Here is a 15,247-nt window from a genome sequence, read left to right as displayed (position 1 = left end):
AACGTCATGATTTGACGGGTATTGTGTAGCATGTCCCGGAGCGCCCGGATACTCACGTTTACACTAAGCTTAACGATTTCGTTAAGCTCATCCGAGAGCAATCCCGTGTATCCGAGTGTCTCAATTGTGGTGAACCACCGCCTATGAAGGCGCCATTCGAACCCCCGAGCTCGCCAGCCCGACATCCACTCAAAATTGAGCACCTGCATGGAGTAGATGGGTTCCACCGTTGGTTTGTTGTTGTCCATCCGTTGTTGATTTTGGTTTTCAAGACGTATGTACGTATCTCGGAGATCTTGCGCTTCCTGATGGTAGAAGTGCTTGAACCGATGACGGCGTTCAGGGTCAGGACGTTGGATGACCGCACGATGTCGCATGACCATCCCTTTTTGTTCGGCCAAACACTGCTTGGGTGGAGGAGCCGCTACCGTATCGTTGAGAGAATCCTCTCCCAACGTCGTGTCCGACTCGTTCCCATCAAGTTTGTCCGTGAGCAAGACCGTTGTCCTCGTTGCAGGTGTCGCTGTCGATGTTGACTTTCGCGGCACTGCTCCTAAGACATTGGCTGCTGCTGCCCCCGAACTCGGCCCCGGCCGATCAATCTCCGAGGCCTGACGTTTGAATCCCCGTCCAATACCACGACCTACGCCTTTACCGGACCCCGATGACGAGATAGTCGACGCACGACTCCGTCCTTGAGGTTGAGCCTCCGCCCATGAGCCGGAGCTCTGCTGAGACGTTGATCGCGATGACGCGTTGCTGAGTTCCCGTTTAGCGATAAGCTGACCTCGGTCAGCTGTCCCCCACATCCGAGTCTCTTCATCATCCACATCAGGATGTTTCGGACGTGTTGGTTGCTCCACCCGTCGAGCATCCCCCGTTGTACCACGTGACGACGTCGGTCGTGGTGCTGCTGCTTCAGGAGTCGTCGCCCGTGACGACTCTGATGCTTCAGTGGAGACCACCGAGCTATCCGACGTCTCTGATGTTTCACGCGATGACGCGATTGATGTTTCTTGTGAGGACGTCACTGATGACGCTTCGTCCCCCTGTTTCGGTGATTGGGGTCGCAATGTCGCAGCCTCCGATGACGGAGCTTCGGATACTGCCCGTGACGCCGTTGCCGACGCTTGCGCCGACGTGATCGCCGTCCCCGTTACTGACGACTCCGGTGACGTCTCATGCGGCGTGTGTGGCGACCGTGGCGGTGTAGGTTGCCGATCCGCTTGAAGCAGGAAATCCTGCCCCCGTTGCTGTGGCTGTTCCACCGCTACCCCCTGTTGATTGGCAGCAGGATGCTGCTGTTGCACCCATTGTCGCTCCCGTCGAGGAGCATCCCGTCGATCATCACGTCGTGCTGATCGTCGATCATCGTCACCAGCACTACGTTGACGACGCCGCCCGCTGTCGTGCCGGTCATCTTGTCGATCTTCCCTTCGCGACTCATGTCGGTCCGGTCGACGTTCCGATGGACGTCGTGGCGACCTTCTCGAACTACCCGTTCGCCGTCGTTCAGGTGTCGCGCGGAGACCGTCAAGATTCTTCCGAATCGACTGGCGTGCCGCTGTTTCATCGCGATGACGCGGTGCTTCTTCACGATGACGTGATGCTTCTTGTCGACGACCCCGCGTCTCTGTAGCATGTCGCTTCTTACCAGAAGGCGACGGACTTTGACGCTTGTGTTTCCCCGCCCGTGGAGATGGCGTCGAGGAACCGCTGCCGCTATGTCGATCTTTGCGCGAACGACCCACATCTTTCACCGTTTCAGGTCCATGAGGACATTCCCCACTCGGTTTGTGTTGTTGTTGATGCTCTGCCACAGCATCCTTGTAAGGCGTCGATGACGACTTTGGTTGCTGTGCATTCGCTTGCAGGACCAAGTCGTCCAAAGTGTCGTCTTCCACCCGGATTTGGATATCATCCAGGTCCCCATGTGCTAACCCAACCATCCGTTGAGCTGTCACCGTCGCATTCTGTTGCTTTTGGGATGGATCAACTCCATTACCCACGTTGCTGAATGCTGATTTGGGGGACCGAACCACGCTTGCCCCTGGTGTGACTTGTGGCCCGGCCGGTTTAGGTGACGCATGAGCGTTTGCCGATGGATTTTCAACCCCCAATGATGGGCCTCTGACCAAACTTTGAATGTTCACCGTTGGTGGTCGCAATGGTTCCCCCGACGGCCCTTCCGTAATTCCCCCCGTGAAGAGAGGAGATGGCGGAACCCGTTGCGATACCCCCTGTTGTTTTGATGTTTGATCCACTTGCTCCATCTGTTGTACCACCGGTTGTTCTTCACAGCTCTGTTGGAACTCGCGTTCCTCACGCTCTCTCACCCGTCGTGTCTCTTCTTGTTGTTGAATCAGTTGTTGACGCATCTCAGCCTCCTGTTGTTGTTGTTTCTGTTGGTTGAACCGTTCCATGTCTCGCCGATGTTGCATATCACGCTGCTCTTCGGTGAGAGTCCGATTCAAGTCGTTACCCTGCGCCAATGCCGGATTAATCGGCGGGTTATAGCGTGGCGGAACCGCATCTCCCCGACGTGGCCCCGAAGCATGCCCATACCGCCGTTCTTCTGGTTGCTGTTGTAACGATTTGCCCCATGAGGGACCCATCTGTGGAGGCCGACCATGCGTATACGACCGTGGGAGCTTCCGCCCTGATTGAATCCGGGCTTCTTCAGCCTCCCGCATCTTCACATTTTGATCGAGCAGTTCTTGACACTGGGCCACCAACTTGTCTCGACCCTCTTTGCTCAGCTCGATCTGGGCCAAGAGCTTGAGACGATCTTCATCGCAGGTATGAAGAACCCCCCTCGCCCTGAAGTTGACCGCATCAACTTGAGCCTTCACCAATGAAGACTCCTTCTTCAACGCTTTTTGTCGAGCACACGCCTCCCGATGACGGGCTTTGATCCATTCATGCAGCTGTCGAACATAGACCAGCAGGTTGTTATGATTCATTGACATTTCCACCGTCATTGGAGGAATGTCACTCGGACCCCAAGTGTTCAGCCAGACATCGGTCAGCCGCTCCTGCTTTTTGATCCCGAAGGTATCCGGGTATGTGAACATCCGTGGATGGGTCTTATCGTCTTCTTTGACCCGACGACCCAAGCGAATGATCGCAGCTAGATCCTCCGGATCTTCTTCCATCTCTACATCGTTCGTGTTAAATGTCTCAATGCCACCCTGTGGCTCTGGTTCTGCGGACGCCCCCGGCGTTCCCTGATAATACACAGGAGTCGCTACCGGCTCCCGTGGCGGGGCCCCTTCCGGCCACGACCCATCCGGTAAGGGACGATATGGGACTGTCCGATCCACCCGTCGGCTGATCTCATCACACTTTCGTCGGCGCTCCTCCTCAGACGGTTGGTCATGTTTGTTCAACATTTCTAATAAATTGTTGAGGAGCCCAGCGTAACTTGGTGAAGAGAGCATCTCCAACCCCGGTGGTGGACCTGCCACTTCAGGTTCCGGCATCTGCTCTGGTTGCCGTTCGTCCCCCACGTAGCCCAATGATGGGTTTTCCGGATCGTACCCGTGCGGTACCAGTTGTTGTTGTTGTTCATCAGGTTGTTGATCGTCATGTTGTTGCTGTTGTGTAGGCTGTTGCTGTTGTTGATGTTGCTGTAATTGTTGTTGTTGGAATTGTTCTAAACGTTGTTCGTCTTGTTGTTGCTGTTGGGGTTGTTGAGCCGGCTCGGCCAACGGTTGCTGATGCTGTTGTTGGTCGATCGGTTGCTGTTGTTGAGGTTGCGCCAACTGTTGCTGTTGCTGTTGTTGGACAACCTGTTGTTGTTGTTGTGAATCCTGTTGATCGGGTTGAGGACGACCATGAGGCCATTGATCAGGAACGCTGGACGCTTTGGTGATGACCGAGGGTGAGGGTATCCATCGATCCACTGGAGAAACGGAACGGCCCATCATTGCATCCACGTAGGCGGCTTGAGCCACCTCTTGCACTTCGGGGTCCGCATCAGGCGGATTCATCTCGGCATGATCCATCTGGTAGAACTGCATCCCCTCAAGGATGTGGTCCTCGTAGTATTGATCATCCGCTGGATCCGTCATGAAGGTCCCGTCAGTGATGATGTCGCCAACTCCCAATGATGGGGTAATGGTCCCTCTGGTGCACAGCTCGGCAGCAATCTGCTCCGCAGCTTCCCGCAATCGGTCATCTTCCATGTCCTCCTGCCATGTGTAGTGCGTCCCCGCCTCCGATCCATGAGGATCCACAAACTCATACCCCCGTTGGGACACCTGTCGCTGAACCCCATGAGAGGAATTGGGTGCCATACTTTCGTCCGCTACCTGGGACTGTTCACCATCCCGTGCCGTCGCCGTGTCAAAGTTGAACTCTTTGGCGAGGAATCGATGATGTTTACTCGATTCATCAGTAAACCGCCCCCGGGACTTTTCATACTCGATGCCATCAATGCGCCGTTTCCAGTGCATCATGTAGGCCCAATACGCCTTTTCTGCATCGAGTTCCCAAGGCAACGTTTCGAGTGTCGGTAATGATACCACATGCCCCCGGTATTTGAACGGTTTTGGCTCCCCATTCGTCCTGTGCTCCCACTTCTTTTCCAACACTTCTTGCAACACCACCTGTGCCGCCCGCTCCTTCTCAACGTCTTTAAATTTATTTCGATCGATGACGATCCCCTGCTCGCGCCGTTGTCGTTCACGACGTTGCCGCCGCTGTTGAACCCGTTCACTCTCATTGTACAACTTTTTCAAGTTCATACTTTCGAGGATTTGACGCTGCGTGGGTTGACCCGTTGCTTTGTCATAGAGCACCCTCTTGGTGCCGTTGTACCGCTTCTCCCCCGTGATAAAGTCCTCGGAATTATCCGAATCTGTGTTTGGCTCATCCCGCCAGTCGAACTTTTCTGGATCCTGCACCACCCCCGACAGGTCATAATTCTGCATGGAGAACCCATACACATCAGCATCGTTCCCCGTTTCGTTCCACGTCTCGAACGCCGCGATCTCTGCCGCATATTTGACCTTTGGATCCACCTTTTCTTGCTTTGCCGTAGGTGGCAATGGTGCCGGACAGTGTCGAAGGCCAGGATTCCTTCGCCATCCCCGTATGGCCTCCACGCTCTGCTCCAGGATGAACGCCGGATACAGACGACGAGGAGACTCGATCGTCAACCCCTGCAGCGCTCTTTGTGTGTCGTAGTGACGATGCATCGTCACCAGATCAATGCAGAACAGCACCTGCACATCCGCCAACTGTGACCGCCGGAGTGCCACTAGCCGATCCCCGGTGGTATCGAATACCGCTCCCCGAGTGCTTGTTCCCACCTTGTAGTGGATCCGCCACGCCCGGTCCGCCGCCAAGCAGTGCACTGCGATCTGCCGTCGGTAGCGATCCTTCTTCGTGGTTGGATCCCCATCAATTTGGATCAAGTCCTTCGCCCATTTGGGCAGCCCTTCATACAGCAGCTCCCACGCCTGTAGATCCAACTGGTTGTCGATTGCTTCCACCCGATGGTAGTTGGTGTGCGACATCAACAACCCTATGAAGGTATTTGTTTGCGCGGCATACTGGATCAAGCTATGAAGCTTCTGCTGAACTGAGGTGGCGCTCACCCCGGTTCCAACCCGGAAGGAGTGAGTCCAATTTCCTCCATCGACGAAGTTGGGACGGATTTCGAATTCATTGAAGAATGTGCGGATGACCGCATTTATTGAATGACGGGGTTTTTCCTCCGTCGCCATGAGGCTGAGCACATCTACCGCATTCGTCGGAAACGGGTCATCTGGGAACTGCAGATCCCACCGTTGCTTGAGGCAGGGACCATCCCATAACAGCTTGATGGTGTCGCCTTGCAGGAATTCCTGCAGCTCTTGTGGGATCCGGAACCGCCATTTTGCAACGTCCCAGATGATCTGGATACCAAACGCCGTTGACGTTGCCACCGCCCGTACGAATGATCGTGTCGGCTTGTTGCCCTGCAGGATGGGGAACGGGATGAGGTCATCCAGCTCCGGGTTCTTTTCAATCAATGGCATTTTGACGCCCGCGGGAATGATCCCCTCCTTCTTTTCGTTGATCCAACATACGTCGTCCGGATGAAGGCTCGTGCCGACGAGGTCGAATCCGATGACGGAAGTTGGGTTACCGTCGCGGTATGTCAGGATCCGGATGGCCGGACGGATCATCTCCGGACATTCCACCAGCAGTGTTCGCAATGATGTCCCCAATTCATGGCCAAACACCCGGACCGTGTTGACCCACACGTTTAACCATCGAGACGGATGGTTGGGATCTTCGTGCGGCTGGGTTGGCATGAGCCACGTCTCCTCCTCGATTTCAACTTTGACACCTTGGGCGTCGATTTTACGATTCGGTGCCGTCGGCTTGATGACACCATGGGGTGCAGTTTCTTTTCTTGATGCCATTTTTCTGGAATAATTAAAGATAGTGATAAGTGATAATACGATAGTGATAATGTTATTAAGGTTTAGGTATTATTAATTAATTTTATTGATTAAGTTGCAACAGTTGTCATGAGACGTTTTAGTCGACCAAATGCCCCGTGCGAACGCACACAGGACAATGCCACGACGTCTCTTCCGGATTTCGATCTATGCACGATAGATGATACCATGCATAGCAATAGTCACAGCGTTGCCATAACACGCTGTCCGGTCGTTTTAGGTCTTCAATATAGGTCCCATTGCAAATGGGGCATTCCGCATCATCCTCGTCCCACGCCGCTTCAGGATTGCGTTTCGCTCTTAATCGTCCCTCATAGTTCAGATACGCTTTTTCTGACCCCGAAAAGTGTTTGAACTCCTCGGCGTCATACCATTTACCCTCTTGACCAGGAGATCCACATAACACCAATTTGATCCTCTTGGAACCATCGGTGCCAATCACCCGGAACAAGCGTTCAAATTCCGGATGAAATTTATTGCTGATCCGTTTAGCGGATAGCTTTTCACGATGTTTCATGAGAACAAGATCCCCAACTCTAATGTCCCTATCTTTGGCTCGCCGGTCATAATATTCTTTATAAGAGACCTGCATGTCGCGATTCTTTTTAGCAGCGATCGACCATGCTTCTGAGAGTGCTTTAGACACCTCTTCAGCCCACTCTGTTCGATGCATGCCCTTATCGACCTCGAATAAGGGGTTCTCCATGGGGAGATTTGGATCGATCCCGTGCCGTAAAAAGAACGGCGTGTTACCAGTGGACGCATGGGGGGTCGACCGATACGCAAACAGGACAGGGCCAATGTACCTATCCCATTTTTCAGGTTCCAACTCCACTGTGGGCTTGATCATGTCCATTAATGTTCTATTCCAACGTTCTACCAGCCCATTAGCTTGGTGATGATATGGGGACGTGTAACACACATGAGCCCCCACCGCTGCTGTTTCAGATACGAACAGCTCTGAGCTGAAGCAAGGCCCCCTATCAGTAATGATAACCTTCGGGACACCGTGCTGAGGAATGATCCTCTCATGGAGTAGGTCGACTATTGTCTGAGCCGTTTGATCCTTCGTTGGATACGCCTCAGGCCATTTAGTATAGTAATCCATGAGGGTTACTATGTATTTGTTACCACGATCCGTTTCAGGCAATGGCCCGATCACGTCGATGGCGACCATGTGAAAGGGAGCCATTGCTCGGATCGGTTGGAGCGGCATGCGCCGATTAGTGCCCTGTCGAAAACGTTGACAAGGGATGCAGTCATCGATAAACCAACGAATTGATTTTTCCATCCTAGGCCAATAGTACTTTTGTTGCAATTTGGCCAGGACTTTCTCGATGCCGAGATGTGCTCCATACTTAGTGGTGTGCATCATCTCCATGAGGAGCCAAGTGAATACCTCTGGGACCACCAATTGGAACTCAATCCGTTCGTGGATGGACGGGGTTTTCTTCCGTTTGATACGGTAGAGGATTCCCTCCCAAAGTACATAATATGGCTCCTGAGCTATCAACCAGCGTGCCATTTTCGGATTATCCATTTCTGGCAACTCGAGCGTCTCTAAGTAATAGATCAGCTCCCCCCAGTGATCATCGTCCTGCTGGGCACGAATGATTTCTTCTTTATTCCACGGTGCACGGAGCTGGTAGTATTGAAAATACCGCCCCTCCGTGAGATCCTTGCAATCATTTGCAAGATCCACCTTTAACTGCCCCCGCTCAGCTGATTGTCGTTCTTCATAGCTGGGCAATTCATCTACTATCTGATCTTCATCGACTCGCGGCTCTCTCAGAGGCTCTGGCACCAGGGGATTGTGGCACTCCAAGTGCCCTGGTGCATCACCATACTGAAAGTCGTCCGAGTCCTCATCTTCATCACCCGCATCCCGATCACCATCCGACTCATCATCAGAACTTTGGACGTTCTCATCAGCTTCTAACTGAATGAGCAAGCCCACCCCATCCATGTGCTGCATTGGTGCTAGTCGCGAGCCCACGTCCTTCGGTTTTCTACCCTTGGTACGCCTACTCCGCGCCGTACCATGTTCACATGGTGGTGGTTTATCCAGTGCTGAGGCATGAGCCCGAACGGATGACCGTTTTTTAACTGATTTTTCAATTTCGACCGTGGCAATGGTGCCTTGGTAGAGATACCGCTTAACAAGATCCATGAGGATGTTAGCTTCACGAACCCTTGTGCGGCCTTCATATGTTTCATCGTCATCAAAACAACTACCGGCTTTCACCAGAGCTGCTCTGATTTTCTTCAACTTGGCAGACGCCTTTAACGGCTCCACCTCTTCATCGTCATCTGCCTCTACAAATGGGGGCCGAGATAGGGCATCCGCATTAGTGTGTTTGGACCCCTCGACATATTTCATTTCATACGAATATTCGGCCAGAAGCATAGCCATTCGCAAAAGACGTGGTGTTATGTCTTCTGCCTTTCGTTTTCGATCCAAAATCCGCAAAAGCGGCAAATGATCGGTGTACACTGTTGTGAAGGAGCCTAGCAAGTACTGACGATACGAGTTGAAGGCGCGGATGACCGCTAAACACTCTTTTTCAGTGACTGCATACCGTGTTTCCGTATCCGTCAATTTCTTGCTGCCATAACAGATGACACGCTCCTTGCCTTCCCTATCCACTTGAGCTAACACGAAACCCAAGCCGATATTGCTGGCATCCGTGTACAGCCGGAAAGGGAGTTCCATATCAGGATACCCCAGAATCGGTGCCTTCACCAACTCCTCTCGCAACTGATCGAAGGCTTCTGCCGCCGCCCTGTTCCACCGTTTTGCAAATGATAGGTTTTTAGGGCAAGCCTGCGTCAAGTCGTACAGAGGGGCGGCGATGACGCCATAGCCCTTGATGTACTGTCGGTAGTACCCAGTCAACCCCAGATATTGGCGCACCTGCTTCACTGAGGTGGGGTATTTGCATTGTTTTACTTTGTCTACTTTTTCAGGGTCTGGATGGATACCCCGAGCAGAGATGACGTGCCCCAGGAATTTCACATGTTGCCGGACCAAGTCACACTTTTTAGCTTTTAACTTCAATTTCGCATCGCGAAAGCGCTGCAAAACTTGTTTGAAGTGGAACAAGTGCTCCCAGTATGACTTGGAGAAGATGATGACATCATCTAGGTAACACATGCAGAACTCCATGAGGAGGCCTTTCAAGACAAACTGCATCAGCCGTTGGAAGCTAGCTGGAGCATTCGACAGTCCGAATGGCATGACCATATGTTCAAAGAGCCCTTCATGACATGAGAAGGCTGTTTTCTCTATGTCAGCTACCTTCATAGGAATCTGCCAATACCCTGATTGCAGATCCAACGTGGTGAAGAACATGGCTCCACACAGAGTTGCCAAGGTTTCATCGATGCGTGGCAGTGGATGACTATCCTTAATTGTGATGTGGTTCAATGCCCGATAATCCACGCAAAAACGGATAGACCCGTCTTTTTTCCGAACGATGACGACCGGAGAAGCCCACGGGCTATTAGATGGCCGGATGACCTTTTTAGCTAGCATATCATTGACCTCATCCGTAATGATCTTGCGGTAGGCCAGTGGATTCCTATACGGCTGTTTGATGGGTGTCGACCCCTCTTTCAGCTCGATAGCATGTTCTACCAGAGTTGTGCCCTCGAGCACCTCACCCGGTGTCATGAACACATCTTCATAGTCGTTCACTAGGATGCGGAGATAGCGTTTTTCATCAGGAGCTATCTGAGCACTATCCACATCGAGCTCTGCCGGTACTTCGATGTGAGAACCCATCCGTTTAGCTCGTTCGATAATGGAGCGCCGGAAATCGAGAATTTCATTCTCTTTCCGTAATTTTGCTTCAGCTTTGTCGATGACGACTTGCGGGTCCATTTTCTCTTGCTCACTACCCATTTCAGGATATAATGTATCCAGCGCATCACGCGCCGTTTGTGCTGATACCACTGTGGCGACATAATCTACCGGTTCCGCGACTCCTACTTCTTGACCCTTCTGCATTCGAACGGTTTTCAACCCGATATTATGAAATGGGAGGATCACTTTACCCTCAACGACTGTTAACAGTCCCCGAGGACTCATGACCTCCATTTCCCCCAACCCATCACGACATGGTTGCACCTGCACATCTTGCCCTTCTAGTCCTTTTTCGACCTGCAGTTGAACATATCTGGTGACCCCTGCGGGTATAGACAAAGCCACTGCGACTTTAGCGATAGAAATGACTGGAATATTTTGTGCCGCCATGAGGCGTTTTACTGCCGTATTCTTAGCCAAATCTTCAGGGCCCGCCGAAAAACTTGGAACCTGTTGACCATCCATGTAGACTTGTCGTTTTTTATAGTCCAGAACCAGCCCAAAGGCCCTAAGTGCATCATCCCCAAACAACATGGGTGATTGCAGGTTTTCCACCACAAAAACCTTGATATCTTTAGTGACCCCATTCAGGGTTAAGGGTGCCGTAAACATGCCCGCTGTAGCCCGTGTCGTGGCGTTGTTAAAGCCCGTAAAGGCCACCGTGACTGGTGTTAGTTGATGGTGAGCAAAATGCTTACGGTATCCCCCCGCCTTCATGAGGGTCGATTGGGCCCCCGTATCAATCAAACTTTTGATTTCCACTCCTTCACACTGTACTTTGATGTACATATAATAGCGTTCAGTTTCCATCTTAGCCTGATTGACCCCAATTGTAGGAGGATCCACCACCTCCATAGATACCACTTGCACCTTGCGATGACGCACTACCTCAAAACCCTCGTCATCATCCGATTCGGGTTTGTTGGGGTATAAGATGTCCCTTCTAGGTGTTATTTCAGGTGCCGCATGAGCAGCTGTGGCCAAAAAATTCTGGCTAGCAGATGTTTGTGAGGCATACTGCTTAAATTGCTGAGGCTGGTAGTAGACCATATTCGTGGTCGCAGACGCAGCCGGCACATGAGTGCATTGACTGGTCCAGTGGTCGTCAGTACGGCAATGGACACAATATTTTTTCTTAGGGGCGCCCTGCTGACCTGACCCCCAAGCTGGTTGGTTACTTTGATTACGTTGAGGGCAATCCCTACGGTAATGGTCCGTACCCCCACAGTTGTAGCATTGTCCCTTAATAAAAGGCGATCCACCCTTGGCGCCTTGCTGAGGTGGGGATGACCCCTGTTGCATTCGTGGAGGAGTTTGTTGTGACCCTTGATACCTTTGCGGAGGTTGATACCCTGCCGGCTTATTAAGGCATTCCCGTGCATAATGGCCTTCTCCACCACATGCGTTGCACATGAGCCCCTGCTTGAATTGCCGAGGTGGTGCCCGACATTGCGCAGTCGTATGATTACGGCGACCGCAATTAGAACATTGTGGCCTATTTTGACCACCCATGGGGACATTATTGGGATTGGGGTAACGGCTAGGCCCGTTACGTGACCCCTGTTGACCGTTCCCAGGTGTTTGTTTTTGCTGGACGAATTTGTTAGGGCCCTGCTGCTGTTGCTGACCCTTTCCCGCAGAAGATTCTTCAGGAGGGTCTTCATTACGCTCAATCATTAAAGCCCGATCCCGCATTTGCTCAAACGTGTCGTTCAACCCAATGTCCAACCTAGCCCGATACTTGTTGCGAATCCCATGAAGGAAATACTTTTTGAGCAAACTTTCTTGTTGCTCTTCACCCATATCCAGAGGGACGATATAATCGACCCAGACCTGCATGAGCTGGTCAAGAAATTCCCTGATGGACCCCACCTGCCGGACTTCAGCTAATTTCTTGACACCGTAGGTAATGTCAAGCGGTTGCTCAAACCGTTCCAGCAAAAATGACACAACTGTATCGTAGTTGGCCATTTCTTGTGGTTTCCATCTTTCTTGGGTTTCCAAGACTTCAGCTGCCGTTTTCCGTAGTTTTCCTTTCAGAAGCCGCAGCTTCCTAACTGGATTCGTGATGTCACGACTTGCTATTGCCTGGTTGAACGTGAACAAAAACGCGGCAAAGTTGCGTGTTCCGTCAAAAATTGCCACTTCCCCCAAATTGTCAGTGTCAGCCAGCTTGAAGACCGGGCTCACACCTTCTGGCAGACTCAGCATGGAAAAACCATAGTTATCCCCATGAGGGGCTCGCATAGCAGAACCATCCAATGGCTGTCCTGTATACGGATCAAAACGTGGCCGTACTTGCTGTTGCTGTTGGCCCAGTCCCCCTGTCTGCTGATAACCAGGCCCACCCGGAGCCACACCTTCATCCCAATCTTGTGCCCTAGATGCATGAGCACCTTCTGACCCCCTTGGCGCCCGTTCAACATCTTGAACAGGTCCTAAAAGAGGAACTGTTGCTGACTGTCCCGCATGAGCAGGTTCCCAGTCATCCCTAGCTGAAGCGCCATGAGGCCGTAAATCTCGTTGTTGACCAGAACCAGTGGGCATGTGCCCTTCCTGAGGTGCAGGTGTAGTATCCCGTTGCCGCCCCAGAATTGGCACACCCTGTCGATCCCGTCTTTCGACGCTACGAGATTGACCCCTCGTAGCGCCCCGTTGTTCCTCATCCCAAAATTCATGGGCCACCCGGCGCCATGCTTCACGCTGATCTTCACGACCCAAACTCGGTTCCCGAGTTTCTGGCTGACCTCCGTGCAACCGAGGAGTAGACTGGAACTGTTGGAGTCGTCCCATCCTACCTTGATCGAAACTAGGCTGCTGAGGAACCCCTTCATTAAAACTGACATGGGTTCCCCCTTGATTATTTCGACCAACTCTTGTCAAGACTGAAGTTTCCCCATGTGGGGTCATCTCCTGCCAATTATGGCTTGCAGAGCGAACTAATTGACTTTGTTGCGGTGGAGGGGCAACTGGTTGACGATCATTACCTTCAGATGTAGCACTACGCGGTGCTCGTGACACGGACAATGATGCCCCCAGTTGACCTTGCTGTTGTTGCTGTGACCCCATCGCAGCATGAGCTGGATTAAAAGGGTCCACCACCACTTGTCGTTCGCCCCCAATACCACTTGAAGATGAACCCCTTTGCCCACCTTGACCAGTTTGTTGTTGCAGTTGTGACTGGCCTGCTGTCACGCCACTCACATGCCGTACACCCCCAACTAAAATTATATCGCGGGTCGTTTCCCGTGATTGGCGGTCATGAGACCCACTCGATGGCATGATGGGTTCAGTGTGACTGGTCACATTAGCCAACTGATTCTGAATCATCTGTGGTAACCCCCTAATCAGGTCTTGCATCATACGTTGGTTCATAGTGAACATCTCTTGTACTTGCAGCATAGTGTTAGTGCCAACACTATTCTCAGACCTGTGGCTACCCACAGATTCAGCATCATCATTTTGTCGAGGAATGGACTCTCTTAACCCATAAACACGATGGCCCCCTCCCCCAGAAGCATCCGGGAGAGTTTCATACTCTAATTCCCACTGAGACGGCAATGGTTGCCTCTCAATGTTCAATCTAACTACGGGGTGGGTAAATTGTGGCCCACTAGCTAAGTCGAAATTTCTGTTTAGGGTCCGAAGGTTCCCAAAACCACTTATTGGGGGGTAACCAGGTGCCCTGAATCGAAATAAAGGGTCCACGAAACCCGTAGGTGACCCCCTGACCCGCTGTGAGGCTATTTGTCCACCATTTGGATCCTGAGCCGCACTATAAATCATGCCCCCAGTACCATAACCATAAAAATGACCCAATGATGGGATCATTTGACCAGATGACACCAATAATGGTGTCGTCGTAACAACAGCTAAAATTTCCGCTACTGTTGACACCACTACTGACCCCGAAGACAAAGGAATTGCCTCCGAGACGACCTGTGTCCCAGTGGCTAGCTGATCATTTCCAGTGTTAGAGCTGGTATTAGTGGCAGTATGCGATTCCGCATGAGCGGATTCATTCGCTACTGACACTACAACTGCCTCGGTCACAACTACATCATTGATTGTCCCCCCTTGAACATTTTCACCATTGCCCCCAGTACTATTGTCATTATGATCGTCATTATTATCGTCATTTCTGTCAGAATTGTTTTTATTCCCTCTGGTCTGCCGTTTTGATGCCATTATGACTTTTTCTTAGCAGAAAAGGAAAGATTGAGGTGAAACAAGTCTAAATATTACGTCGCTACGCTCAAATTTAGATTATTTCACCCAATGATGGGAAATTGCGATTATTACGTTATTTTATGTTAATAATCACAAATTGACCACAAAGGACCAATTTTACAATGTCGATCACTTAAATCTAAAATGACCGTTAGGGTCGATTTAGTCTAAGAAAATTATTTTTGGGTTTCTATCTTCAACCTCCACAGATTTTTAGGGGGGGCACCCGAAAAAAAATTTTGGGGTTCAGAAAAAAAAAAATTTTTTTTTTCAAAAATTCGATTTCCAGGCTGCAAAATAATTTTTCGCACCCGAATAAATGTCAATCACAATGATGTGAACAAGAACTTCGACTTCTTTAGCCTTTACGTGTCCTTTTCACTCCAACTCAAATAAATCCAATCAAATTGTTACCAAATCGATTTTTGGGCTAAATTCGGTTTTAAACACAGTTTTTCACCGTCCAACAGTATCAATCAGTTAAATTATGACCGAATTATTGCTAATTACGGCCAATGATGGCTTTTGCACACACTTTATCAATTCCAACCTTTGATTCCTCAATAAATTGTCAAAGTTCCACTTTTGATCCCAAAATAGTCCAAGTCAGCTTTTTATGCTACACTCGACCCTTTTCTGATCCAATGATGGACTTTACAAGATATTGCTGAGCCAATTGTCTCAAATTGAGAAAGCG

2 protein-coding genes are annotated in these 15,247 nt (G+C 51.0%); both read right to left on the bottom strand.

Going from position 1 to position 15,247, the window contains the following annotated elements; genetic code table 11:
- Positions 1 to 6,416: hypothetical protein (locus ACZIYX_RS22360; RefSeq protein ID WP_462684487.1), on the bottom strand; the 6,416-nt coding region annotated here is incomplete at its 3' end.
- A gap of 118 nt (positions 6,417 to 6,534) precedes the next feature.
- On the bottom strand, positions 6,535 to 13,722 hold the full coding sequence (locus ACZIYX_RS22355) for a reverse transcriptase domain-containing protein (protein WP_462684486.1): 7,188 nt from the start codon (positions 13,720 to 13,722) through the stop codon (positions 6,535 to 6,537).
- Between the last annotated feature and the right edge of the window lie 1,525 nt (positions 13,723 to 15,247).

Source organism: Aquimarina sp., assembly GCF_977115655.1.
This window is presented reverse-complemented; position numbering and strand designations above follow the sequence as displayed.